We start from the raw sequence: 26,074 nt of genomic DNA on the forward strand, positions 1-26,074 counted from the left end.
GTTGCTGTCGGAAGTGGACCGGATTTGGGATATCTGCAACAGCCGTTGTCGGTGCGTCGACCGGGAAGTGATTTCCTACCTTCGTGTGAAATTGAGACCCATCGAGCGTCAGACGGAAGGAGGTCGTTTGCTCCCGGATCGGAGTTCTCTGCAGAAAAGTCTATTACATACGACTGTAATGGCTACGTATGAGCAATACCGCGGACGATGGTCGGGCTGACGGGTCGCCACCGTCCACGGCAGAGTTCACACCGGAGCGAGTGCTCTCGGTGTTTCGAGACCGAACGGACCAGGCGAAGCCGTTGACGGCAACCGATGTGATGGACGCACTCGGTTGTTCCCGGAAAACGGCACACAACAAGCTCGAAGTACTCGTCGAGCGGGGTGAGCTGGAAACGCGGAAGGTCGGCGCACGGAGCCGGGTCTGGTGGATCCCGTTCTCCCAGCTCGTCGGCTCGGACGCGCAACAGCAGCAACGAGAGCCGCCGGTCGAACACAGTATCGCCGACGCGGACCTGCCGGGGACGGGGGACGTACTCGACGACCGGCGTGCAGCGCTGAGGGCCGCGTACGACTACCTCCGTGAAAACCCCAACACGGATGCCGGGAAGCTCATTACCGAGGTGTTTCAGGAGCATCCGGCGGGCTACAAGACCGCTGACGAGTGGTGGGACGCTATCGGACCCGCGCTCGAAGACCTCCCACAGGTCGACCTGGCCGCCGACCACGAGCACGTCTGGCACTACGTCGGTGGGTGAGTTCACCGATGCCAGAGGAAAAGCCGACGGAACAGTCGGACGTAACGGAAGACGCGGAGTCAGAGACATCGGAAGTGTACGCCTCTCGCAAAGAGCAGCGGTATCCCATCTCATCGTACACGCCGGTCGCCTACGACAACCTCGAGGCGGCACCGGAGAGCGATGCCCATCCGGACACTGGGACGGGCGGGCGGTTCAGAGAACTCTCCTTGCCGAAAGTGCCGAAACTCCGCCACGTCGTCGGCCCAAGCGCGATCATGTTGGGGGCGTCGCTCGGCAGCGGTGAGACGCTGTTCTGGCCGCATCTGGTCGCCAGTTACGGCTGGGGACTGTACTGGCTGTTCCTCGTGGCGGTCTGTCTCCACTTTGTCATCAATACGGAGATACAGCGGTGGACACTGGCGACCGGTGAGAGCGTGTTTCGGGCGTTCGAACGGGTCCATCCGGTTCTCCCGCTGGCCATGCTGGTCGGCGGGTTCATCAGTCTCGGCTGGCCGGGGTGGGCCGCGAGCGCCGCGCAGATCGGCGCACAGGGCCTTGGACTCGGCACGTACGACGTCGCCGGCGTCGACATCGTCGGCTGGCGACTGTTCGGCATCGCGCTCATGGTGTTCATCTGGATTACCTACCAGGTGACGCCGCTGATGTACAACGTCGTCGAGAGCCTCCAGCTTGTTCTGGTGGCGCTGTCTATTGCGTTCACCCTGCTGCTGTTCGTTCTCATCGGGTCAGTGGACGTGCTGGTCGGTGTTCCGGGGAGCCTGACGGAGGTCGGCGACTACTCGCCGGTCGGGACCATCGCCGTGCTGGTCGGGGCGCTGGCCTATGCCGGCGCAGGGGGCTACCTCAACCTCTCACAGAGCCTCTGGATACGCGAGAAGGGCTACGGGATGGGGCGGTACCAGGGCCGGATCAAGAACCCCTTCGCCGGCGACGACCCCGAGACGGTCCACGAGGACGGGTTCACGTTCACCCCGGACACGCAAAACCTCAAACGGTGGCGCGGCTGGTGGCGCGTGACACAGCTCGAACACCTGTTGACCTTCCTGCTGGGCCTCCTCCTCGTCACGACGATGCTGGTCGTCATCGCGGTGTCACAGGCACCGGGAGCGACGAGCGACGCGGTCGATATGTGGCTCATCGAGATCGCGCCGTCGGTCGGCGGGTTCACGACGAGCGTCATCTACGTCACGCTGTTTCTCGCCCTGTTCACGACCGAATACGCGATCATCGAGTCGTTCGTCCGGAACAGCTCCGACATCATCTACGAGCTGTACGGTCGGGACGCGGGCTGGAGCCTGCCCCGGCTGTTCTGGGGACTGCTGACCGTCTTCTGTGGCTGGGGCATCTTCATCCTCACCCTCCCGATATCGATATCCGATCCCTTCGGGCTCCTGGTCGTCGGCGCGGCGATGTCCGGGCTGTTGATGTGGCCGTACATCGTCATCGTCCAGCTCGTCAACACGGTCCGGCTGCCGGAGCACACGATGCCGGGCTGGGGTCGCATTGTCGCAATGTGGGTCGCCGCGGCGTTTTTCGGCTACTTCAGCGTCCTCCTGATCGGGACCGGGCTAGCGACACAGCTGGGGTTGCAGGCGTTTGCCGTCCAGACGACGGTGCTCGGCAGCGCACTGGGAGGGTACGCCCTCTGGGCGATCTGCCTGCTCGTCCAGGCGTATACGATGTATCGAGTGGGACGCGCGAAAGTCACGGCAAACGGGACAGTCACTGACGCCGCCACCGCGCAAGGGTGGTTCTCGTGACCGACGAACTCCGCGTCCACTTGCATTACACGATGCGGGGGTCGTACCCGCTCCGGATGGTCGACGTGTTGTTCTGTACGGAGCGGGCCTACTTCGTCGAGTACGACTATTTGACACCCGTCGACCTGCTGTTCGGGTCGCCGGACCAGCGGGCCGCGGCGTTCGCATCACGGGTGGTCGAAGAGGGCGTCCACGCGGCTCTCGAAACCGCCGAAACGGTCGAGACACAGTCGTACGACACACTCGACAAAATCGAGGTCCACTCTGGCGGCCGGGTCGGTCGGCCAAAGATCACAGCGCGACCCCGAACGGGCTCCGCCACAACAGTCAGAGTCCACGGGCAGTTCGACGCTGAGCCCTTCACGCAGGCGCTTCGGTCGACAGTCGACGGACACGACGTGACAGTCCGACAGCGAGACGGTATCGGGTTCTGACCTCGTAGCTCGTGGAGCCAGCGATGCGGGCCGTGCTACTGGAGCGCGGCCGCGACCATCTCGATGGGATGTGGCGGCTCCGCGTCACCGTCGCCGAAGTCGTCGATCTGGGACCGGCAGGACGCGCCGGGCGCGACGACTCGCTCGGCAGGCGAATCGTCAATCTGGCCCAGGAGGAGGTCCGCGATGCCCTCGCTCATCGAGTAGTGTTCGGCCTCGTAGCCGAAGCTCCCTGCCATCCCGCAACAGCCCGAATCAAGCGGGTCGACAGCATATCCGGCCCGGCGCAGAACGCCGACGGCGTGGTGGTCTTTCTTCGTCGCCTTCTGGTGGCAGTGGCCGTGGTACGCCAGCGAGCCGCCCGGTTCGTCGAAGGAGATAGCCTCTCCCAGCCGGTACGTGTCGAGATACTCGCAGACGCCGTACGTGTTCGCCGCGACGGTGTCGACGTCGTCGCCCGAGAGGAGGTCCCGGTAGTCGACCTGATACATCACCGCGTCGGACGGTTCGATGGTGACCACGTCCCAGCCGTCGCGGATTCGCGGTGCGAGCACGTCGACGTTCGCTCGTGCCGTCTCGCGAGCGTGGTCCAGCATACTCTTGGAGAATGCGGGACGGCCGCTATCGGTCACACCGTCAGGCACAACTACGTGGACGCCCGCCGCCTCCAACACTTCTACGGCCGCTTTCCCGACATCGGGATGGCTGTAGTTCGTGTACGGGTCGGCGATCACGAGCGCCTTCCGCTCGGCTTTGTTCGCAGCAATCAGTGCCCCGCCGCGGTCAGCCCACCAGTCCCGGAACGTAGTCCGGTGGAAGGCGGGCAGCGTCCGTTCCTCGGTGATACCGACCGTTTTCTCCATAAGGAACCCCGAGCCCGGCAAATCCAGCAGCCAGTTCGACACCGGGGCGAACGCGCTCCCAAGCGAGAGCACCGTCTCGACGTTGGCGAACAGCCGGTCCCGCAGCGAGATACCTTCACGCTGGTGGTGTTCGTGGACCACCTCGGCTTTGAGCTTCGCCATGTCGACGCCGCTCGGGCAGTCCTTTTTGCAGCCTTTACAGCCGATACAGAGGTCGAGGACTTCCGTGACGAACTCCTCGTCGGTGGGGTCCTCGGGGAGGTCACCGTCCATCGCCGACCGGAGCATGTTGGCCCGACCACGAGTGCTGGTGATTTCCTCCTCGGCGGCGCGGTAGGTCGGACACATGACGCCGCCGGTGGTTTCCTGGTGGCCGGTACAGCCCGCACAGCCGTGACAGAGTTCGACCATCCCCTGAAACCCGTTCTCGTTGTCCCAGTCGAGCGTGGGTTCGAAGCCCGCGTCGAACTCGTAGTCCGGGTCGTACCGGAGGTTCTCGGCCGGGTCGTGGTCGCCGCAGATGTTGCCCGGATTCAGCCGCCAGTCCGGGTCGAAGGCCGTCTTCAGGTCACGAAACGTCTCCCAGAGGTCGTCCCCGTAGAGTTTGCGATTCCACTGGGTCCGGGCACGGCCGTCACCGTGTTCACCCGACACCGACCCGTCGTACTGGACGACGAGGTCCGTGATAGCGTCGGAGATGGCTTCCATCGTTTCGATACCGTCCTCGGATTTCAGGTTCAACAGCGGCCGGATGTGCAACACGCCGGGGCCGGCGTGGGCGTAGTAGGAGGCGAACGTGTCGTGTTCGTCGAACAGCTCCCGGATATCGGCGACGTATTCCGGGAGGTTCTCGGCCGGGATAGCCGTGTCTTCGACGAACGGCCAGTGCTTGTCGTCGCCAGTCCGCGACAGGAGGATCGGCAGACCGGCCTTGCGCATCTTCCAGAACTTCGCCTGCCGGTCCGCGTCGTATGCCTCCAGTGCATCGACAGCGTTGACGGGGGCATCAGTGACGGAAGCCCCCCGTCACGCGGCGATTCCCGAGCGTCGTAGTCAGGCAGTCGGTCGGCGAGCAGGTCGGCGACCTTCTGCGCGCCGTCCTCGGCCGAATCCGCGTAGAACTCGACGAGCAGCGTCGAGTCCGTCTCCTCGGGGAGCATGCCGACGACGTCAGCGAACTCCGGGGTCTCCGCAGCGAGGTCGAGGAGCACGTCGTCCATCACCTCGACGGCCGAGGGGTCGTGATCGAGAATCGGGGCGACGTCCCGCATCGCCGACAGGATATCGTCGTAGGTCAGCATGGCGATGGCCGTAGCGTCGGGAACGGGTTCGAGCGAGACTGTCGCCTCAGTGACAACAGCCAGTGTCCCTTCGCTCCCGGCGAGCAAGCGGGCAAGGTTGACTTCGCCGCGTTCCCTGGCGCTGTCGACCAGTTCATCCAGATTATATCCCGAGACGTTGCGCTTGAGCTCCGGATATCTGGCGTCTATCTCCGCCGCGTCCTTCGAGAGGATCTTCGCGACTTCGGCGTAGATCCGGGTTTCGAGGTCGGCGTTCGGGCCGGCCTCGGCCGCTCGCGATTCGAGGTCGTCGACATCGACCCAGCCAAACGTTGTCTGAGTGCCGTCAGCGAGAACGACCTCGCACTCCTCGATGTAGGCGTCTGTCTTGCCGTATTTCAGCGAGTGTGCACCGGTCGTGTTGTTCCCGATTGCACCGCCGAGGACGCTCTTGTCGCCCCAGGCGGGGTCCGGCGCGAACTTCAGGCCGTGGGGTTCGAGCCGGTCGTTGAGACGGGCGATGGTGATGCCCGCCTGTGCGCGGGCCTGCTTGGCCTCGGGATCGACCGACAGCGTCTCGTCCATGTGCCGCTTGAAATCGAGGACGACGGCCTCGTTGACGGCCTGCCCGGCGAGACTGGTCCCGCCACCCCGTGGGAGCACCGGAATATCCTGCTTGTCGCAGTACTCCATCACCGCGACCACATCGTCGGTCGAAACCGGTGAGACAACGCCGATTGGGCGCTGTTCGTACGCGCTCGCATCAGTCGCAAATAGCTCACGGGTGTACGTATCGAAGCGTACGTCGCCATCCACGCGGCGCTTCAGGGCCGCCACGAGGTCCGGTCGGTGGACGCTGTCGCCCTGGTAATCGTAGTTCGCGCTCGGGTCTGTCGCCGGGTCACGCTTCTCGGGGGGTCGGGAGTCGTATGCCATAAGTAGGAAGTGAGAGAGTGGGAGAAGTTAGAACGCGGCCGGTGCCACGACGTATGCCAGGATGAGCGTCAATATGCCCGTGAACACGCCGTAGTACAGCACCGGTATCAGTTCGAGGCGGATGACACGTCCCTCCTCGCCGATGAGGCCGACCACGGTGAGGGCGGCGACCACGTTGTGAATCGCGATGAGGTTGCCGATTGCGCCGCCGACCGCCTGCGCGGCGACCACGATCTGGGTCGGCGCACCGATCTGCTGTGCGGCCTGGAACTGGAACAGTCCGAACAGGATGTCGCTGACCGTGTTCGAACCGGCGATGAACGCGCCGAACGCACCGATGAAGCCCGAGAAGAACGGGAACATCTGGCCGGTCCCGTTCGCCGTGATTTCCGACAGCAGGCCGAGCATTCCGGAGTTGATCGGCGCGGCCTCCAGCACGACGGCGCTGCCGGTCCGCTGCATGATCATGACCGTGGCGACCGCGAACCACAGTGCGACGACGGCCGGAGCGATGTTCCGAAGCGCCTCGCTCCACGAGGCCTTGATTCCATCAGTGTCCATTCCGTGGAGCGCGTACGTGATCACGGCGACGAGGACGAAGAGGCTCCCGGGGAGGTAGAACAGCTCGACGCCCTCCGAGAACGGCGTACCGAGGATGTTACTCCACAGGAGAACGCCGTTCGTCGACAATAACTCCTGAATCGGACTGACGACGCGGGTCACGACCAGCAGTGCGGCGACGAGGAGGTACGGCAGCCAGGCCATACCCAGCGACATGTCCTGCGAGTGGGATTCTTCAAACGTTGCCGTGCCGCCGTCGGCCGCGACGGTTCCCTCTCGGCTGTCACCCGTCGTGGTGCCGACGCCCTCGCCGGGCTCGATACTGCCGATCCAGTGGTCCGGCCACTGCTCCTGCGGGCCGAAGTCCCATTCGTCGTCTGGGAGGAAGTAGCCGGCCCGTAGCGTGGTCGTGACCACGAGCAGGCCAACCATCGCACCGAGCAGGGCCGGGAACGTCGGACCGAGGAAGTACGCGGTCGCGACGTAGGGTATTGCAAAGGAAGCCCACGCGAAGAGGCACAGCGGCAGGACTTCGAGCGCCGGCTTGATCGACCGCTCCTCGCCGAAGAAGCGTGTCATCATCGCCACGCCGATGAACGGGATGGCGATGCCGACGATAGCGTGGATGAGCGCCGCCCACACACCGATCTGAGCGACGTACGCGCCGACGCTCTCGAAGCCGCCCTGCTGGAGCACCTGCTGTGATGCGCCCGTACCCTCTGCGAACACCACGTCACGCAGTCCGATTATCAGCGGCGTTCCGACCGCGCCGAACGTGATTGCGAGGATGTTCCCAGTCAGCGCAACGACCACCGCGGCCAGCGGCGGGAAGCCCAGGCCGACCAGCAGCGGGCCGACGATTGCCGCGGGCGTCCCGAAGCCAGCTGCGCCCTCGATGAACGAGCCCATGAGGAAGACGAGCAGGATGACCTGCACGCGGCGGTCGTCACTGATAGAGGAGAACCCTGCGTTGATGACCTCGAACGCGCCGGACTGTTTCAGCGTGTACAGCAGGAGTATTGCCCCAAAGACAATGACCAAGATTCTGGTCGCTGTCAGCGCGCCGCGTATCGACGCGGCAGCGATCAGCGTGGGCGACATCTGCCAGCCGACAAAGGCAGCGATAGCCGCAACCGCCCATGCGATGGGCATTGTCCGTGTCGCAGGCTGGTACAGCCCGACCATCAACACCGCAATCGTCGCCAGCGGCAGCAGTGCCAGGAGCACCAGCGTGTGCTCAGACATGGGTTCTCACCACCGGAATCCGTTCGTCCGGAGACGTGCCGCCACTGTCACCAGCTACGTGCCCTGGGAAACAGTATCGCGCTCTCATTTCTGAACCACCTCGGTACGGGCCTCTATCGCTCGAAACCTTCCGATACAGCGGTTTCTGGTAGGGTGCATCAGTCACGTCGTCTGGCAGGGAGTATTTATACCTATCTACTGTTTACATTATCGTCTACCCAGAATAGCGCCGGAACAGAAGCGAGAAGCGCTGATAGCCGAAAAAACAGGCCGTATTCTGTACGAACGTCCGGAGTGCAGTACAGTCGTGTGTATCCGGTATAACAGTGCTTTACGCCCCGATTTCACTCGACTGTACTCTCACGCGAGCCCCTTACAGTCGTCTGTATCTGGTGGTTTCAGGGCGTTATTCACAGTCCTGTGGACGCAGTTGGAAAACGGGCCGTACCGGGGTTCAAGATCGAGGCTGTCGTCCCCTCGCTGGAACGGCGCTGGCGCGCGATAGAACGTGAACCGGACACTCGGCGCTGAGCGACACAAGACGGTCTCTGAGGCAGATGGATGTGTTGGAGGGTCTCCCGGCGAATACCCAGCGGAGACGAAAACGTATCGCGTCCGCCTGTCGTACGGATTGCCGCTTGGCCAACGCCGTTACGGCGGAGGTGGAAACCACGAGTATGACACGCGTTACAGTCTGGAACGAATACGTCCACGAGCAGGAACACGAAGCGGTCGCGGACCTGTACCCCGACGGGATTCACGGCACTATCGCCTCGGCACTGGAAGAGCGCGGATTCGACACGGAGACCGCGACGCTGCAGGAGCCCGAACACGGGCTTACCGAGGACGTACTGGCAGAAACGGACGTTCTGACCTGGTGGGGCCACGCCGCGCACGACCAGGTCGACGACGAGGTGGTTTCCCGAGTGAAAGAGCGGGTCCTCGACGGCATGGGGCTCATCGTCCTCCACTCGGGCCATTACTCGAAGATCTTCCGCGAACTGATGGGGACGACCTGCAGTCTGAAATGGCGCGAAGCCGCCGAAACCGAGCGATTGTGGGTCGTCGAGCCGGGCCATCCCATCGCCGACGGCGTCGACGAGTACATCGAACTCCCGGAGACCGAGATGTACGGGGAACGGTTCGACATTCCGGCACCGGATACGCTCGTGTTCAACTCCTGGTTCGAGGGCGGTGAGGTGTTCCGTTCAGGGTGTTGCTACCGCCGCGGGGCGGGCCGAATCTTCTATTTCCGGCCGGGCCACGAGACCTATCCGATTTACCACAACGAAGCGATCCAACAAGTCCTCGCCAATGCTTGCGAGTGGGCCGCGGCCGGGGACGGTCCGGAGCCATCGTTTGGCAACGCCGATCCGATTGAAGCCATCGACGAAAGCGACGAGCGGTCGGTCCACTGATTTCGGCGTCAGGTTTAGTGGCGTCGTATTCAATCGAGTCGTGTTTACACCCTATTACAACGAATACGCACAGCCGTGGACCTTGTACAGTCACTGTGGGAACACGGGCTGTGTCTTGTCTCGCCATGGTTCAGCGCCTCCTAGGTGGTCGACATCGAGCTGTACCCCAGTTCGGAGTGTTGATTCGAGATGATCAAACAGCGGATCGAGCGACGTCTCGACCGGCGACAACACCCGCCACCGATACGTACTGCCAGTGCGTTCCGATTCGAAGACGACACCATCCCCGATGTGGTCGGTGACGATAGTGGGTACTGCACGACACCGGTCAGTGTCTGTGTGGTACGTATATACCGTTCTGGCAGTCGGTCGGCGGTCGAGAACCTGGTACTCCCGCGTCCCGGAACAGCGGTGCTCGTCGAGACACTCGTTACAGCCGTCGTCGTCGAGAAACACCTCATCGAACGTGGAGATGGCGTCAGCGGGACCGTCTACGTGGTCGATACGCCACATGGCGTTTTCGGTCACGGTACATGTGGCGTTCCGGAGTCGTAGCGTCGGGTACTCGTGAAACAGGTCCATTACCGGGTCGGCACCGGCAGTGAACCTGATGTTGAACTCGAACTCCTTCACAGAGAACACATGGCTCTGTGATGCCATAGTGAATCAGTCGATAATGCTGTCGGTCGGTTTCAGAACCCCAAACCGACTGCAGTGACGTAGTAAAGGCGGCAGTGCCACAAATTACGCACTTGCTTAGCCTCATCCGGTCCGAGTTTGCTTACCGCCGAATGCAGTCCGTACTCGCCGGCCAGTGACCAGTAACACGGTATTCAGCGGTTAGCAATGAGATAGACACGTCCGGAGCCGTTTCGGAATCTACTCCTCGGGACCAAACAGCGCGTCCGCGTCGGCGGGCGTATCGAAGTCGTGGAAGTGTTCCCCTTTCTCCTTCGTGAGAATATTCAGGGCCGCCGCCGCGCCGTCGCCGGCGGAGATGACTGCCTGCCACTCCTCGACTCGGACCATACCACCTGTCGCGTAGGCGTCGTCGACACTCGTCTCCATCGTCACGTCCACGTCGACGACGTCTTCAGCAGTCATGTCACAGCCCAGCGTCTCAGCGAGGTCGCGGTTAGCCCCGGTCGCGAGGATGAGATAGGATGCTTCGTACGTGTCATCCTCGGTTGCGACCTCGAATCCGGCGTCGGTTTGGCCCACATCGGTCACCTCTGTTCCCTGCTTTCGGTCGACGCCGAAGCTGTCGACTTGTGTACGAGCAGTCTCCATGAACGCGGACCCGTCCTGAGAGCCTACTCCGAGATAGTTGAACAGGTGTGCTTTGTGCATCCAGGTCCCGTCAGTGTCGAAGACTGTCGTTTCTAGGCCGTTTTTCTGTGTGAACAGTGCCGCACTCAGGCCGGCGGGGCCGCCGCCGACGACGAGAACGTCCGTCATGCCGCCTAGTTCTGTCTCACCACTGGTAATTGTTGTCATCCAATACGAGCAGCGAAGGTGACGTACCGAAGTGGCATGAGAACGGTTTTCCACAGCCACCCCGAAGCGATCACATGCGCGCAGCCATCTACCGTGGCCCCGGTGAGATTGCCGTCGAAGAGGTCCCGCGGCCGGAGATCGAATCGCCCACCGACGCGATTGTCCGTGTGACCCACACCGCTGTCTGTGGTTCCGACCTGTGGTTCTATCGCGGTCAGAGCGACCGAGAGGAAGGGTCCCGCGTCGGCCACGAACCGATGGGTATCGTCGAGGAAGTCGGCGACGACGTGCGCTCAGTCGAGCCCGGCGACCGGGTGTTCGCCCCGTTCGTCATCAGCTGTGGGCGGTGTGAGTTCTGCCGGAAGGGACTGCACACGTCCTGTGTCAACGGCGACTCCTGGGGCGGCGACAACGGCGGCGGCCAGGGCGAGTACGTCAGAGCGACGGAAGCCGACGGGACGCTCGTCCGCGTTCCCGACCGCCACGCCGACGACGAGGACACACTAGAGGCGATTCTCCCGCTGACGGACGTGATGGGGACCGGGCACCACGCGGCAGTCAGCGCCGGCGTCAGCGAGGGAGACTCCTGTATCGTGGTCGGCGACGGCGCTGTCGGACTGTGTGGCGTACTCGCGGCCCGCCGTCTCGGCGCGGAACGTATCATCGCGATGGGCCACCACGAGGACCGGCTCGAACTCGCGGAGTCGTTCGGCGCGACCGAGACCATCGCCGCCCGTGGTCAGGACGCCGTGGACGCGGCAGACGATCTGACCAACGGCGGTGCGAACCACGTCCTGGAATGTGTCGGTGCGGCCTCAGCGATGGAGACCGCCATCGACGTCTGTCGGCCGGGCGGGACCGTCGGCTACGTCGGTGTCCCGCATGGGGTCGACGACTCCGGACTGGACGTGTTCTCACTGTTCGGCGACAACATCGCGCTCAACGGCGGCGTGGCACCGGTTCGTGCCTACGCCGACGAACTGCTGGCCGATGTGCTGCAGGGCACACTCGACCCGTCACCGATCTTCACGAAAACCGTCGACCTCGACGGCGTTCCCGAGGGGTATCGGGCGATGGACGAGCGCGAAGCGATCAAAGTTCTCGTCAAGCTGTAGTCGGTCTGCACTGGCAGTCAGCCAGGCAACCCACCCGGTAGCTCGTTACGCGTTCCGCGACTAGTTTCGGAGAATTCCCACGGACCAGGCTTCGGATCGGCCGATACTGGCGGTCAGCGGCGGTTCAGCTAAAGGCTAGAGACGCTGCTACACTAGCTTTCCGCACGACCGACAGCGAGGGCGGTCAGCCGACGGGTCGTAGGCTAACGCAACGTCGTTGCAGTGACGGCAGTATCGGTCGGAGCCGGTGGTGTAAGAGTGCGTGTTTCCTTCGTGAACTAACATATGTGAGATGATGACAGGGAGGTATAAATTCTTTCTGGACAAACAGGCCACTATACCCTTATATTCAATATATACTGCCAATAGTTACTACGATAGTAGACTATTCATCCATATCTGGGATGTCTCTGTCACAATGGGCCTATTCGATAGTATGCTCCGAGTGTCCGTGCGTCGGCTGCCGTATCGTTGTCGCTCAGGCCTCGAACCCACCGTTGATGATATCCGCGACCCGCTTGCGGTCGAATAACTGTTCCTCGGCCGGGATTTCGGGATACGGCCCCTCAGTGTACGTCGGCCATTCGCCGAACTGCTCGGGATACAGTTGCTTTGCGGTCATCTCCAGTTGGAAGAGATGCAGTATCGGACCCTGATATCTCGCTCCCTGGGGGTAGATCCGGTCGTTCTGTACGGCCGTGATTTCCGATCCGACCGGGTCGGATTTAAACGCCTCCCGTCGCTCCGGAAGGCTCGTGTTCGGCTCGAACCCGCCGAGGTGCAGGATGACGTCCGGGTCCGCCGCAAGCAGCGTCTCGAAGTCGACCACGGAGTTCGTCTCGACCGAGCCCTCGAAGGCATCCCGCGCTCCGAACGGGCGGGTGTGTGCGGTCAGGAATCCGGGGTTGTCAAGGGTATAGGCGTAGATCTCGTCGAGATCAGCCGCAGCGAGCAGTACCGCCGACGGGCGCTCCGACTCGGGCGGCAGGTTCGCGTCGATGGTCGAGCGCATCTCGTCGTGAACCGCCGCAAGCGCCTCGTATCGGGCCTGTTCTTGGAACGCCTCAGCCACGAGTTTGAACTGCTCCCAGAGAGTGTAGTACTCGTAGTCCCCCCATCCGGACGGGGGTTCGGCGTGTCGGTCACTCAGCGAGTTGCCGAACCACGGCGAGACGTTGGTGGCGATCTCTTCGAAGTCCTCACGGTCCCAGTTGTCCTGTTTGGCGATCCAGGCCGAGTCTGCCAGGTGGATATCGCTGTCCAGTTCGTACAGTTTCTCTTTGCTCGGTTTCCACGAAGAGTACAGCCCGGTCCAGTCCAGCGACACGCCCGGCAATCGTTCGACGAACTGGTTCCACAGCCCACTGTAATAGTCCGGCGCGTGCATTGCCGTGACAGTGTCCCCGCGACCCAGGGCGAGCGCCATGTCTGCGTGGTGCGTGAGCCGCGTGAAGACGGTCTCCGGTGGCGAGTCGAAGGTCACCGCTCCCATCGGGGACATCGACACGGAGTACGACCCGTCTGCAGTTGTCGTGTCCGTCTCCGTCACGGCCTCCGTCGACGCGGAGCCGGTTCCCCGCTCGGCATTACCGGTGCATCCCGCAAGCAGCCCGGCACTGAGAACCGTGCCCCCATACTTGACGTACTCTCTTCGCGTCGGTGACTCGATGTCAGTGGTGTCGTCAGCCATTGTTTTAGGCTAGCCTAAAAAATATATAGATGTTCCGGTTCACCAACCCGGAACAATCCAGTATCAAGCGCAGAGCCCGACATCCGTGAGAAAAATCCGTGGGCCAGAGTGCGATTTCGTGGTGGTCTTACTGGCCCTATTCGGCCACGACCTCCTCGGCGCGATCCGGTTCGGCACTATCGTCACCAGCAGTGCGTTCGTCGCCGTCGTGGCGGGCACGGATTGGATTCACGCGCGGCCCGTGTGGCGTAGCCGAGACCTCTGCCTCGATTTCGAAAACGTCCGCGAGGAGTTGTTCCGTGACGACAGCCTCGGGTCGTCCCCGGGCCTGTATCTCGCCGTCTTTGAGTGCGACCATCCGGTCGGCGAGACGGGCCGCCTGCTCGATGTCGTGCAGGACGACCACGATGGTAATGTCGCTCTCGTCCCGGAGTGTTTCGATGATCTCCATCACCTCAAGCTGGTGGTGGAGATCGAGGAACGTCGTCGGTTCATCGAGCAACAGCACGTCGGTGTCCTGTGCGAGGACCATCGCGATCCAGGCGAGTTGCTTCTGGCCACCACTGAGGCTACCGACTTCACGTTCACGGAGATGTCCACAGCCGGCTAGGTCAATTGCCCGCTCGACGGCAGCCTCGTCTTCCTCGGTGACACTGTCGAAGAACCCCCGGTGTGGGTACCGACCGTGGTACACCAGATCCTCGACCGAGATGCTGTTTGGCGACGTACTCTCCTGGGAGAGCAGGCCGAGCTTCCGAGCGATCGCTTTGGTCTCCAGTGTCTGGATGTCTTGCCCGTCCAGCAACACCGATCCGGCTTCCGGTTCGAGCTGATTTGCAAGGCCTTTCAGCAGCGTGCTCTTGCCCGACCCGTTCGGACCGACGAGCGCCGTCACGGCCCCGGGTTCGGCGGTGATCGATTCACCGTCGATGACCGGTTCATCCGTCCCGGAGTACGAAAGCACCACATCGTCGCCGACCAGCGGCCGGTCCCGGTGACTGGACTGGGACCCAGCAGCGGTGTCATTGACCGTAGCGATACCGTCCGAGTTGGAGTTGTCCTGTGACATTAGATCTCACCCATCTGTTCCTGTCGCCGCATCAGGTAGAGGAAGTACGGCCCACCGACGACGCCAGTGACGACGCCGACTGGAACCTGTGCGGGGCTCAGGGCCAGCCGTGCACCGACGTCCGCGACGACCATCAGCGCCGGACCGACGAACACGCAGCCGATGAGGAGCCGGCGGTAGTCGCTCCCGACGATGAGTCTGACGATGTGGGGGACCACGAGGCCGAAGAACCCGATGATCCCCGCAACGGAGATTGCCGTACTGGCCGCCAGAATGGCAACCGCGGACAGCATGAACCGGACCCGCTCGACACTCATCCCGAGCGAACTCGCGGTCTCTTCTCCGAGCAGGAGGAGGTTCAGCTGTCGTGCGCCCGCCAGCGCGAGGAGCGTCGCGGCCAGCGTCGGGATGACAGCGATGCGAAACTCCTCCCAGCCGACGCCCGTGAGCGAACCGGTAATCCAGGCCAGTGCTGACTGGACAACGCCCAGATCGTCAGCGAAGAAGAACAGCCCCGCTGGAGGGACGTAAACACCATGTTGACGATGACACCAGCAAGGACCAGTCTGACCGGGCTCGTTCCGCCCTGCCACGCGATCATGTACACGAGCAGGAACGCGATGGAGCCACCGACCGCGGCAAACAGCGGGAGGAACGGAGCGAGACTGCTGAACAGAACGAGGGTCAGCAGTACGGTGAGCCCCGCCCCGGAACTCACGCCCAGTATGAACGGGCTCGCCAGTTCGTTTCTCGTGACGGCCTGGAATATCGCCCCGGAAACGGCGAGACACATCCCCGCAAGCACGGCGACGATTACCCGCGGCATCCGAATGTTCCACACGATGAGCGTCCGTTTCGGCAGTTCGGGAAGCTCGGCCCCGAAGAAAAACGACTGCCACGCCTGAACACTGAACCACACCTTCGGGTCGAACACGGCCTGCCACGCCTCGAGGATGGTCATCGAATACGCCCCGAAGCTCACCTGCAGGAGCCCGGCCCCGAAGGCGACGGCAACGCTCGCGACACATAGCCCGAACAGGGACCCATCGAGAGTGTCGAGCCAGGTCCTGGCCCGTGACAACACGTCGGTGGCTCCGCGTGTCTCGCTGGCCATTACTCGCTCACCTCCGCGCGTCCGTCGCTCGCGCCGAGGTAGTCCCGGATCGTTTCGTCATCTATTGCATCGAGAACGGCGGTCTGGTCGAGCCCCGAAACGACCGCTTCGGGGCTCAAGTAGCCCGCCAGTGTTTCCTGGCCTGTTTCGGTCCGGTCGGCTATTTCCTCGGGCGAGATATACGACGACCGTCGTTCGTCGATGACCGCCTCACGGACCCGCTGGAAGCGGTCCGACCCCGGTTCGACGGGGGCGTCCTCGGCGTACCGGTCGTCGAAATATTCGACCCAGGTCGATCGTTCGGTCCATTCGTCGTCGAGTTCAGCCCTCCGTCGGACCCAGTCCACTCCATCAGCGACAGACTCCCACCAGCCGTCGTCGATTCTCGTATCCGCGATCACCCGACGTGCGACCCGTGCGCCCCGGCCGGCCGCAATGATCGCCTGCATGTCCGCCGCCTCGGACGGTGAGGCAACGTAGAGACCCGGAACCGGTGTCGTGCCGTCGGCGTCGGCGTACGTGTTGTCGAAGGCTTCGTGTTCCTCGCCGTCGTGTTCGTACGTCTCGAACATCGCTGCGTCGTCGTCAAGACCGCGCATATACTCGCCGTCGTAGCGGGTCGCCGCGATGACCCGCTGAGTCGTGGCGGTCTCCCCGTCCTGCGTTTCAACGACGAATCCCTCCCCGGCATCGGTTCTGTCGAGCGATTCGACCAGCTCGGAGACGATGGAACAACCGGCAGTTTCGGCGTGGTCCTGAATGCGGTCGTACAGCGTCTCGACGTCGATACCGGCCGGGAAACCGAGGTAGTTTTCGAGGTAGGCACAGCGCTTGAGCGACGACCGGCCGCGGTCGTAGATGACCGTATCGAGGCCCGCTCTGGCCGTGAACACCCCGCCGAACAACCGGCTGGACCGCCCCCGACGATGATGACATCGTGGTCGAACGTCGTCCCCGTCCGGTTCCCCACTGCCACCATGTTCACGACGCTCCGTCCAGTGTCCGTGACACCGACAGCCGGTGTGACGGTTCGGGGGTGTCAATCGATTCGTTCAGCATACTATTTAGGCCAGCCTAAATGGATAAAGCGTTTTCGAATTTTAGGCAAGCCGAACATCATGTCAACAGTTCGTATTCGTTGCCGGGACAAGATGGATGCAGCCTGACACGGATTGGTGGAGCGATGTACCGGTGCGTTCCTACCCAGTGGTCGAAGCTATCCAGACATAATCTCCAACCGTCCGTATCAGTCGTCGGCCGCCACCCTGAGTTCGGGGAAGTATCGACCGTGGAAATCGAACGGGGCGGCGTGGGGGAGCGTTGCCCGGGCGCGCTCCGTAAACGTCTGACCGTCGAGGACGAGTAGCCGGGACCGGTCGGCGTCCCCATCGAGCGCAACGACTACCACCACACCGTCATCCTCGGCGTCGCCGTTCGGTGCAGAGACGAACACCGGCTCACCGAAGTAGTCCCCGCCATCGTCGAACGTCTCGACAGCGCCCGTGTCCGTGTCGAGTTTCAGGACGCGACGGGCCCACTCGGTGACGGGAGTATCCATCCCCATCGCGTACACGTACCGGTGCGGACGACACCAGCGAGCCGGTGAGACGGTCGGCAGCGCACTGCCGTCCGGGTACAACATCTCGCGTGACACCGCCGCGTCGACGTCGCCGTAGCGAGGGGCACCGCTTCCGGTACCGAGGTCCACAGTGAACCGCTCGATGCGGCCGACGATAGCGCCCATCTCGCCCGCACGGAGGGTGTCCAGATACAGCGAGTCGATAGTCGTCGCGTCGGGTACTGTTTCGAGGTCGAACACGAGTTCTCTCCCGCCGGCTCGTTCGAACGCGTTGACGTGGTGGAAGCCGAACACGGCGTCGATGACCGGCTCCGCCACGACCGTCCCGGTAGTCCTGTCCATGACGACGATTCGGGTCCCGCGGTCGGGGTCCCACTCGAACTGCTCGATGAAGGGTGCCTGTCGGCCGGGCTTGAGAAACCGTCGGGGGTCGAGCCGAAGCGGAAATTCCGTCAATACGACGTACCGGGGCGTGAGCGCGAAGCTGTGCATGTACGACGGCTGGTCGGTGTCGACGCTCCCGACGTGTCGCCGGGTCCCGTCCGGCGTCATGGCAGTGACGTGGTACTGGCTGGTCCGTCCGAACGCCGTGTCGACGTTGACGAGGACGCCGCTCGTCGGGTCGCGTTTGACGTGGGCACAGGAGAGCTGGCCGGTCGGGACGCCGTCGTCGTGTTCGATGTGACCCGTCGTTTCGAGCGTGTTCGGGTCGAAACGCACCTTCCGGGGCGATTCAGTCAGTGCGACGTACTCGCGGCCGAACCGCTCAGCGATGATGTTCGTGTTGTCGTAGGGGTCTGTCAGAAACGTCGCCAGCCGCGAGCGAAGCGTCGTCTCGCCGGTCGCGAAGCCGCCCTCGAACTCGCCACTCGTCGCCGCTTCGTACGCATCCGTTCGGAGGAAGCGGTTCCGATAGTGAACGGCGTCACCATCCGGGTCGAAGGTGAACCGGTACAGCATCGCGAACCCGTCGAACCAGTGGTCGACACTGCTTCCATTTGGGAAGGAAAACGCGCCGGGGCCGTTCCGGATGAGACTGCCACGGAGCCAGTCCGGGAGGCCACCGGTCACGGGGATCGATGCCGTTGTTTCGTCGTGTAGCGAGTGGAACCCGGGATGGGGAGCCATACCGTTGCAACGGGTGGCAGCGGCTAAGTCCTGATGCCCCTGACTGGAGTACATACGGATTGTTGTAGATTATGTCCGGGTAGCGCTGATCTCGGGGTCGGCGCATACCGGAACATCGCCCCAACAATCCGTATCAGTCCTGCGTCGAGTACGCGTTTCCGCTGACGACGACGCAATCGTCCCGTGGAGTCTGTGTTCGATGGGGCGGCGAACCAGTGTGACGGCGGCGTAACGACCGAAGCACGTCGGCTTTCACCCACGCGAAGCCGACCACGATGACGGCGAAGCCGGCGACGGTAACCGGGCCAAGTGTTTCACCGAGCAGGAGCCAGCCGCTGATGGCCGTCACTGCCGGAACCACGTAGGAGACCAGGCTGGTTTCAGCGGCCCCGACTGTGCTGATCAGCCGGAAGTAAAGGAGGAACCCAATCGCGCTGGCGACGATGCCGAGGTACGCGATTGCCGCTAGCTGTTCGAGCCCGACTGTGACTGTTCCGAGCCGTTCCGAGGGCAGCCCCGCGCTGACGGCGTGCAGGATGCCCGCCCCGAGCAGGGTCATCCAGGCCTGCAGACTCACAAGCGGGAGCGAACTGGTGTAGCGTTCGGTCAGGACTGCCCCGACGGCGAAGGCCACAGCCGAACTGATGAGCAGGGCAACGCCGAGCAGTCGGCCGCCGACCGCTCCCGGCGTGGGATTTGCGATGATAACCACGCCGATGAATCCACAGACGGTACCGATGAGTTCGTGCGGACGGGCCCTGTAGCTCGGTATCAGCGTCGATGCGAACGCTGGCGTCACAACCGGCGTGAGACTAAGCAGGATCGCGCCGAAGGAACTCGGGACGTACTGCTGTCCGAGAAACAGGAGCGCGAAGTGTGCGCCGATGAGGACGGTGCCGCCGATGAGAATCAGTGACCAGTCATCGCGGGTCTGTGGGCGCAGTGACCGGCCGCGCCAGAGAGCATAACCGAGCAGTACAACCGCAGCGATGTCGTGTCGGACAGCTGCCAGCAGCACCGGCGGAACGCCTTCGAGACCAGTTTTGATCGCCACAAAGGAAAGTCCCCAGATGAGTGCGAGCGCAGCAAACAGCAAGCCAATATGTCGTGTCGAGCGTGTCATTCCAGTAGAGACCTACCGTATGTGCTGGAGGAGTATGAAGCTTCTATCGCCACTGTGACGCACACACACGGCTTCTGTCGGCGAATCCGACGTTCAGAAATTATGGCAGATAGTGCGTGTCCACAGTACAATTGCGGTCACTTGTACCGAGACGTATTGTTCTACTCGGGAACGGAACACAGAACTCGTATTCAGGTGCGACCGTGTCCTCAGTTCGCGGTCAGTTGTGTCAAAAAAGGCTGATGCCCACATCGGCATCCCGGCTGATGACCCAGGTCAGGTCGACATCGTGTCGAAGTGCCAGCCCGGGTCAGTCCCGGTTTCGTCGATGTGCTCGGACCGGCACGCCGGACAGCAGTCGGGGACAGCGGTTTCGGACCGGGGGACGTACACCGCGCCGTCACACTCCACACAGGCGTCCGCGACGACGGTCACGCAGTCCGCACAGAGATTGAAGTCGTCGACTGTGAGGTCTCGCAGGGGTTCGAGTTGTTTGTCCAAGAGGTACTCGTCGATAGCCGCCTGACAGTTTTGGCACAGTTGCATAGCGATCCAACTTGACGCATGATACCGTGACACAAATAGTTGCTGCCCGGTTATCGATCCTGAAGTTACCGGCGGGTGGCGATCCGACGACAGAACCGGCGAAAAGTGATACATAGCGGTGCGGGCTACGGCGCACGGAACACGCGAATGGTGTCCCGAGACGTCGGTTCCCGAATGAGTTGTGCGAACCCTAGTTCTGAAAATACTTGCTTCCAGTTGCGGTGATACAGCGGGAAGTCGTCGTCGACGTAGCTCACGTCAGTGTCTTCGCGTCCACGTTGGGGACTGTTGCCCTCGTTTTCGGCGATTACGAGGAGGTCCCCTGCGATGCGAGCGATCTCCTCGAACACCCACGCGTCGTCGGGGTGAATGTGCTGGAGCGTCTCGACCGAGTAGACGACATCGAAGGCGTCATCCTCGAACTCGGTAACGATGTCCTCAAGCGCTCCGGTGTGGAATGTCCCCGAATCCGCGAGCCGAGGGTAGTGTTCGGCCATCACGTCGAAGGATTCGTCGTTGATGTCGATACCAGTGAGGTTCCCGTACCCGTTGGTCTGGAGGTGTGCCAGATGGCGGCCCGAGCCACACCCCAGTTCGATGATCCGGGCGTCATCGTGGACGTAGTGGTCGAGCACGTTGACCAGCGTCTCACTCACTTCGTTCGGTCCGAGTTCAGCGTAGTACGCCGGCGAGAACTTCCCGGAGCGGGAGGCCCAGTCGTCGCGAACGTCGTCCGGGTCCATACCCACCGTACACCGTTGCGGAATAAATGTACCACGAAGTGTGTCAGGCGGGCCGCGGACGCAGTCAGGGAGTCATAAGTCACGGATGAGTGTCCCACCAGACGGACAGATGATGAAACTGCCAGTGTCGTGGCCTATGACTCGTGCTGGAGCAACCGGTCGGCCCGTGTTTCAAGCTCCGCCTCGTCGATCTCGCCCGACGCGTACTGCTGTTTGAGGGTCTCGAGTGAATCCGGTTCAGCGGTCGCCTCGCGCTGTAACTGCACGTACAGCAGGACACCGATCGCCACAACAGCGATGATGAACGCTGCGAGCAGCAGCCACCAGCCGCCTGAGGCCATGCCCATGCCCGTCGCCCCACCGTGGGGTCCCATCGGTCCGTGCTGGAGTAGCGCAGTTGTTGGCGGTAGCATCTGGTACACCTCTGTTTGTATCTACGGGGTTCAAGCCATAATTACGTGCGTTAGTTCCCACAGGCTGAGAACACGAAGCGGGCCGAACAGCAGTGAATACAGCGCTGAGAGGGAGGTCTGTAACCGGTGGTGTCCGTGGGTCGCGACACCAGTTTCACCCGACTCGGAATTCTCGTCCGTACCAGTCGTCGATTCGGAGTTCGTACGGCGTCGTCGTCGATGTGTCGTCCCAGCTGACTGGATTCGGGGCGAACTGTGTGTTGCTGGCCAGCGAGGCGAGGGCTGGCTCTACCTCGTCATATGTCGCCTCTACCAGCTCACCCGTAACCACGACGCTTCGCCACACGGATTTGGGTTCTGTCTCTTCGTACACGGTGAACCCGACGGTGGCGTCAGCCGTCAGATAGCGGTGTTTCTGGCTCTCGTCGCTCTCTGAAAGGTGAAACGCCAGGCTATCGGTCGCCGGGTCGTACCCGAAGGCGACCGGGACCGGATACGGAGCCGTCTCCGTCGGGCTGGACAGTGCCAGCACGCCGATTCCGTTGTCAGTGAGGACGTCGACAACCGTTTCGTCACGTAATTCTCGCATCCCGACTGCGATGTTAACTGGAAACTACTTGGGATGCAGACCGCATTTTCACTCGATGGGAACGTGAGAGTTACTTTTCAAATAATGGGTAACAGAACAGGTATGGGCACAGACTCGACGGGGGAGTTTGCCGAGTGGGACGAAGAACGGTACAGCACAAATATCGAACGGTTCGATGAGCAGCACAAGCGCCTGTTCGGGCTGCTGAACGACCTCCATACGGCGATGAACGAGGGCCACTCCGAGGAGGAAGTCGGTGACATCCTCCGGGAACTCGAACGCTACACGGAGTACCATTTCGGTGACGAAGAGGAGTTCATGCAGAACTGTGGCTACGCCATGGACTGCAGCGACTGTTTCTACAATCACCGCGAAATGCACGAGGAGTTCGCTGGAAAAGTACAAGAGCTCCGCGAGAAACACGAGAACGGGGAGTACGTCACGATGGAGGTCCTGACAGTCGCCCGGGACTGGCTCGATGCGCATATCGCCGCCGGCGACGAGGACCAGAACTACGCTGACTACTTCCAGAGCGAAGTCAGCGACGACTACGAGTACGAACCCGGACAGTTGTATCAGGACCGAACAGCGTCGGAGGACCCCGTGCCAGTTGACCGGCAGCCCGAAGACGCCGGCGTGCGCCTCGACAGCGACGTCTACGACGGTGGCTCGCTTTCGGTTCCGGAGGGGTCGGTCGCGGCCTGGTTCGAAGACATCGTTTCGGACCACGGGGACCGGACCGCGGCGCTCGTCCGGGATGACGGCGAGTTCGTCGAGCGGAGTTTCGAGGAGATGGCCGAGCGGGCGAAGGCGGTCGCGGGCGGGCTCCTCTCGACGGAACTGCGTCCCGGGGATCGACTGGCCATCAGAGCCCAGTCCCAGTACGAGTGGTCCGTGCTCGACCTGGCCTGTCATTTCGCCGGACTCGTCCCGGTCGCACTCTACCCGTCTGCGAGCAACGACCGAGCAGCCCAGATCATCGAGCGGACCGGCGCGACCGGACTCGTGGCAGCGGGAGACGAGGCCGGGGATCTCTCGATGGCCGTCGAAACCGTGCTCGACTTCGAGGCGCTACCGACTGCTGAGGCGAGAGTGCTCCCCGGCCTGCAGACTGACGGTGACGAGGTTGCGACAGTCGCGTTCGACGTGGCAGCCCCTGCGGAGAAGGCCGGCTGCGCGCTGACACACCGGAATCTACTGGCGGCAGCAGAGAGTCTCCGGGAGGGGCTTCCCACCGGCCCCGGCGCGACCGGGACGTGTTCGCTCCCGCTGGCACACATCTATCAACGTGTCGCGACGTACTACCTCTGGGCGACCGGGAGCGCCGTCGCCTACCTTGAGGCCGAGGAGTTCGTGGAACAGCTCGCGGCCGTCAAGCCCGACGTGCTCGTCGGGGTCCCGAAGATGTACCAGCAGCTCTACGGGACGATACAGGACCGTCTCGGCGACATGGGCTGGATGAAGCGGAAGGTCGGCGGTCGAGTGGCATCCTACGGGCAGGGTATCGTCGAGGGGCGGGGAACACCGCTGAAGTACAGGGCCGCCAAGCGACTCGTCTACAAGCCGTTGCGACGAGAGACAGGGTTATCAAACCTCACCTACGCCCTCTCCGGGACAGGCCGGCTGGACGATCATCTGCTGTACTTCTTCCGGGGCTGGGCGTTCCGATATGCGAACTATACGGCTCCGTCGGAACAACCGGTGTCGGCGCGCTGAATCCGGCTGCGTCCTTCGTTGAGGAGTCAATCGGCGACCCAATGCCGGGCGTGGAAATCGCTGTCTCGGAAAGCAGGGAGATACTGGTCCGTGGCCCGACTGTCCTCGGTGGGTTCCTCGACGGCGACCAGACTGGCGCACAGACGCTCCGGGACGACTGGTATCACACCGGCGAAGTCGGTGAGGTGGGGCCAAACGGGGAACTGTCGCTCGCCGAGTGAGCATATCGGGTGAGCGGTGAACAGCCCTGTTTACCGTACAGTCGAGCAAGGTCGTGGTTCGAGTCGGGTCAGACGAGCCGAGACCCGAGTGCGACGAGTGGCAGGAGAACGAGTAGGTACGCAGCCGCCGAAATCGCCCAGTCGCGTCGGATAGCCGCTATTCGAGCCGACGGCAGTCGGGACCGCGGGAGCACGACGAAAACGAAGAAGCCGACCATCAGGATATAGAGGACAGCAGCGGCGACCACTGTTGCCAGTATCGACTGCCCGCCCACGAGCCCTTCGCTGGTGAGAAGCATCCAGACGAACAGCGGACCAGTCAGCCAGCCAGCGATGTGATACCGATTTGTTGGGTGCGAAAGCCTGTGAGGCCGTACGCCGTAGTGACGCTATGCGCACACAGGACGCGGGACACCGAGCGGCAGCAGTCGCCGCCATCGCTGACCGGGATTACCGTCGCGCTGGTGACGAGTACACGCGGGCCGGGTGGCGTGTTCTTTCGGACCCGCGGGAAGGCATCGAGCCGTTCAGTGCCGACGAGAAGGGATGGGTCGGTGACGGTCTCCAGTACCTCGCGACGAGCGCGGTCTGCTACCGCGTCGCCGGAGCGGACACGCGCGCCACCCGCCGCGGCGTTGAGGGAGTCGCCGTGGCCAAGGATTTGACCAACGGGCTCGAACACCCCGTTCAGCACGCCTGCCTCAAGGAGTTCGTCGGAGACTTCCGAACAGTCGCAGGACTCGACGATGTCGAGGCGGCGTACCGCGAAGCTGAATCGGCCTACAAGGACGCTGGCAGTGCTGTCGACAACCCGCAAGCGTGGGGGACGACGCCGCTGTTCGAGGCCGCTGCGACCCTCATCCAGCAAGTCGCTCGTGGCCCTGCCAACGGCGAAATCGCTCTTCCCTGGGAAGACCTCCACGGCACGGACCCGGACGAGCCCGGCAGGTTCCTCGCACAGCGGGCCGTCGTCAAACGGCAACGGTTCCCCAGCCTCGTCCAGCAAGTGATTACCGACGGATTCCTTGCCGCCCCTCGCGGGACGACAGAGTACGACACTGACCACCACCGCTGCCCGCACTGTGGCTCGACAGATGTGAACTGGGTCGCAGAGAGTGTCGTCTGTCTACGGTGTTCCCGTCCGACGGCCGAGACAAACTAATACACAGCATCTGTTTCCAGAATAGGTCAAAATGTCGGTATTGTGTATCCGTATTTCGACTTTTCAATATTAAAAGTGTCCTATAAAAAGCCATCTGAAGTCTGCGTTATCCGATTTGACAGCAGTACCTCTATTACAGGCAGATCCGGAGTTACTCAGTCTAGTAAGAATAGAGGATTAGAGAGAAGAGGTCCAGACAGGCTGAGCCCACTGGTCACGTTGTCGGTTCGGTCGACTCGGGCAGTGACGCCGAGTCGGTGCGTGCTTCGAGCAGTAGTCGCCGATTAACGATGTGATCGACGACAGCAGTGCTGTCGAGAATTTCCGTCTCACCGTCGTGGGTATCCGGGTCGCCGGCGTACCGCCGTATCTTGAACGAGTCCATCGCGTTCCGGTTCTCCGAGACTGGTTCGATAACTTCGAGGTACTCGTCGGTGGTGGTGTTACGATAGGTCTCTCCCGTGGCAAAACCGACAACAGGGACATCCACAGGCCACTCCCACGAGAACTGCCGGAGATACTGGTCGAACTGCCAGACGAGGTGCGCCGGGTCGAGATCGTCGTCGAGCGCTCCCACGGCGGCCGAGTCGAGTGTCCGGTCCCAGTAGTCGACGACGCAGTCCTTGAGATCGTCTTGCAGACAGTCCTCGACCAGCTTCTGCTCGATGGGATAGCCGATTTCGATGGCAACGATGGCGTGTCGGTCGAGATGGGTGAGACAGCGCTGGCATTCGATCTCGAACACGGACAGGCCGAGTGGGTTATCCGCAGTCAAGTGCGCCAGTTCGTTCCCGCAACTGGGACACCAGAGAAACAACACCCCGTTGTCTGCACCGGACAACTCGCCGAGCACAGTCAGGTCATCAAACGCGGTGTCGGGATCGTTCGTCAGGGAGTCGGACTCCGACTCCGGAACGGCCTCTGCGGCATCGTCCGCGTATTTGGCCAGCTTTCGGTCTTTCAGCAGCGACTTGATAACCGAATCGTGCGAGGAGTGAGACTCCGTATCACGTATCTTCTCTATCTGTTCTTTCGTCCAATCTCGTACGCGTATAGTTGCCATTTATCACACATTCAAACCGGGCTACAAAAACATTTTCCTTTTATAATG

At 62.4% G+C, this 26,074-nt stretch carries 19 protein-coding genes and 4 pseudogenes; 7 read left to right on the forward strand and 16 right to left on the reverse strand.

Translation table 11 applies throughout. The features are described from left to right. Positions 1-188 precede the first annotated feature (188 nt). Genes Har1131_RS15915 through Har1131_RS15925 form a run of 3 tightly spaced genes read left to right on the forward strand, consistent with a single transcriptional unit; the run spans position 189 to position 2,955 of the window. Positions 189-758 (forward strand): helix-turn-helix transcriptional regulator, encoded by a 570-nt coding sequence (locus tag Har1131_RS15915; RefSeq protein ID WP_014031253.1) that lies wholly within the window; start codon positions 189-191, stop codon positions 756-758. A gap of 8 nt (positions 759-766) precedes the next feature. Continuing rightward, entirely contained in the window at positions 767-2,521 is a 1,755-nt protein-coding gene (locus Har1131_RS15920; RefSeq protein WP_050038426.1) for an Nramp family divalent metal transporter, read from the forward strand. Then, positions 2,509-2,955 carry a hypothetical protein gene (locus Har1131_RS15925; protein ID WP_151147416.1) on the forward strand — a complete coding sequence of 149 codons (447 nt, stop codon included), beginning with the start codon at positions 2,509-2,511 and terminating at the stop codon, positions 2,953-2,955. Before Har1131_RS15920 ends, Har1131_RS15925 begins: the two co-directional genes overlap by 13 nt. 35 nt (positions 2,956-2,990) lie before the next feature. On the opposite strand, the pseudogene Har1131_RS15930 reads toward Har1131_RS15925, so the two are convergent. Beyond that, a pseudogene (locus Har1131_RS15930) lies at positions 2,991-6,034 on the reverse strand (FAD-binding and (Fe-S)-binding domain-containing protein). Between the two features lie 27 nt (positions 6,035-6,061). Further along, on the reverse strand, positions 6,062-7,840 hold the full coding sequence (locus Har1131_RS15935; protein WP_151147419.1) for an L-lactate permease: 1,779 nt from the start codon (positions 7,838-7,840) through the stop codon (positions 6,062-6,064). 677 nt (positions 7,841-8,517) lie between these two features. Here Har1131_RS15935 and Har1131_RS15940 point away from each other — a divergent pair. Further along, entirely contained in the window at positions 8,518-9,258 is a 741-nt protein-coding gene (locus tag Har1131_RS15940; protein ID WP_044952836.1) for a ThuA domain-containing protein, read from the forward strand. 90 nt (positions 9,259-9,348) lie between these two features. Here the strand turns inward: Har1131_RS15940 and Har1131_RS15945 are convergent, their stop codons facing one another. Together Har1131_RS15945 and Har1131_RS15950 are read right to left on the reverse strand one after the other, a co-directional pair. Beyond that, on the reverse strand, positions 9,349-9,918 hold the full coding sequence (locus Har1131_RS15945; protein ID WP_050038422.1) for a hypothetical protein: 570 nt from the start codon (positions 9,916-9,918) through the stop codon (positions 9,349-9,351). A gap of 219 nt (positions 9,919-10,137) precedes the next feature. Next, a complete protein-coding gene (locus Har1131_RS15950) occupies positions 10,138-10,716 on the reverse strand; it encodes an FAD-dependent oxidoreductase (RefSeq protein ID WP_044952838.1) in 579 nt (192 codons plus the stop codon). 113 nt (positions 10,717-10,829) lie between these two features. Between Har1131_RS15950 and Har1131_RS15955 the strand changes: the two genes are divergently transcribed. Next, positions 10,830-11,870, forward strand: a complete 1,041-nt coding sequence (locus Har1131_RS15955) for a zinc-dependent alcohol dehydrogenase family protein (RefSeq protein WP_014031261.1) — start codon at positions 10,830-10,832, stop codon at positions 11,868-11,870. Between the two features lie 478 nt (positions 11,871-12,348). Here Har1131_RS15955 and Har1131_RS15960 read toward each other — a convergent pair whose 3' ends face one another. The 10 genes and pseudogenes from Har1131_RS15960 to Har1131_RS16005 all read right to left on the reverse strand — a co-directional run bounded on the left by Har1131_RS15960 (position 12,349) and on the right by Har1131_RS16005 (position 21,864). Further along, complete coding sequence (locus Har1131_RS15960; protein WP_151147422.1) at positions 12,349-13,560, reverse strand: ABC transporter substrate-binding protein; 1,212 nt, start codon at positions 13,558-13,560, stop codon at positions 12,349-12,351. 136 nt (positions 13,561-13,696) lie between these two features. Next, complete coding sequence (locus Har1131_RS15965; protein ID WP_151104097.1) at positions 13,697-14,629, reverse strand: ABC transporter ATP-binding protein; 933 nt, start codon at positions 14,627-14,629, stop codon at positions 13,697-13,699. Then, a pseudogene (locus Har1131_RS15970) lies at positions 14,629-15,743 on the reverse strand (FecCD family ABC transporter permease). The gene Har1131_RS15965 and the pseudogene Har1131_RS15970 overlap by 1 nt, the downstream one beginning before the upstream one ends. Further along, positions 15,743-16,722: pseudogene (locus Har1131_RS15975) on the reverse strand (NAD(P)/FAD-dependent oxidoreductase). Before Har1131_RS15975 ends, Har1131_RS15970 begins: the two co-directional pseudogenes overlap by 1 nt. 267 nt (positions 16,723-16,989) lie before the next feature. After that, positions 16,990-18,450 (reverse strand): carotenoid oxygenase family protein, encoded by a 1,461-nt coding sequence (locus Har1131_RS15980; RefSeq protein WP_151147425.1) that lies wholly within the window; start codon positions 18,448-18,450, stop codon positions 16,990-16,992. A gap of 133 nt (positions 18,451-18,583) precedes the next feature. Next, positions 18,584-19,573 (reverse strand): DMT family transporter, encoded by a 990-nt coding sequence (locus tag Har1131_RS15985; RefSeq protein ID WP_064289027.1) that lies wholly within the window; start codon positions 19,571-19,573, stop codon positions 18,584-18,586. A 276-nt stretch (positions 19,574-19,849) separates the two neighbouring features. Next, on the reverse strand, positions 19,850-20,119 hold the full coding sequence (locus tag Har1131_RS15990) for a hypothetical protein (protein ID WP_005532887.1): 270 nt from the start codon (positions 20,117-20,119) through the stop codon (positions 19,850-19,852). 125 nt (positions 20,120-20,244) lie between these two features. Next, the gene (locus tag Har1131_RS15995; protein WP_014031268.1) at positions 20,245-20,862 is read right to left on the reverse strand and encodes a bifunctional 2-polyprenyl-6-hydroxyphenol methylase/3-demethylubiquinol 3-O-methyltransferase UbiG; all 618 of its coding nucleotides are present in this window, start codon (positions 20,860-20,862) and stop codon (positions 20,245-20,247) included. Between the two features lie 134 nt (positions 20,863-20,996). After that, on the reverse strand, positions 20,997-21,275 hold the full coding sequence (locus tag Har1131_RS16000) for an SHOCT domain-containing protein (protein ID WP_023843015.1): 279 nt from the start codon (positions 21,273-21,275) through the stop codon (positions 20,997-20,999). A gap of 154 nt (positions 21,276-21,429) precedes the next feature. Continuing rightward, positions 21,430-21,864 carry a pyridoxamine 5'-phosphate oxidase family protein gene (locus Har1131_RS16005; protein ID WP_050006953.1) on the reverse strand — a complete coding sequence of 145 codons (435 nt, stop codon included), beginning with the start codon at positions 21,862-21,864 and terminating at the stop codon, positions 21,430-21,432. 102 nt (positions 21,865-21,966) lie between these two features. Here Har1131_RS16005 and Har1131_RS16010 point away from each other — a divergent pair. After that, positions 21,967-23,801: pseudogene (locus Har1131_RS16010) on the forward strand (bacteriohemerythrin). Positions 23,802-23,869: 68 nt separating this feature from the next. On the opposite strand, the gene Har1131_RS16015 reads toward Har1131_RS16010, so the two are convergent. After that, the gene (locus Har1131_RS16015) at positions 23,870-24,100 is read right to left on the reverse strand and encodes a hypothetical protein (RefSeq protein WP_079980859.1); all 231 of its coding nucleotides are present in this window, start codon (positions 24,098-24,100) and stop codon (positions 23,870-23,872) included. 92 nt (positions 24,101-24,192) lie between these two features. On the opposite strand from Har1131_RS16015, the gene Har1131_RS16020 reads away from it, so the two are divergent. Further along, complete coding sequence (locus Har1131_RS16020) at positions 24,193-24,963, forward strand: hypothetical protein (RefSeq protein ID WP_146417873.1); 771 nt, start codon at positions 24,193-24,195, stop codon at positions 24,961-24,963. Between the two features lie 214 nt (positions 24,964-25,177). Here the strand turns inward: Har1131_RS16020 and Har1131_RS16025 are convergent, their stop codons facing one another. Beyond that, the gene (locus Har1131_RS16025) at positions 25,178-26,026 is read right to left on the reverse strand and encodes a hypothetical protein (RefSeq protein WP_014031274.1); all 849 of its coding nucleotides are present in this window, start codon (positions 26,024-26,026) and stop codon (positions 25,178-25,180) included. Between the last annotated feature and the right edge of the window lie 48 nt (positions 26,027-26,074).

Origin of the sequence: Haloarcula sp. CBA1131 (assembly GCF_008728975.1) — an archaeon.
GTDB classification, from domain to species: Archaea; Halobacteriota; Halobacteria; order Halobacteriales; family Haloarculaceae; genus Haloarcula; species Haloarcula hispanica.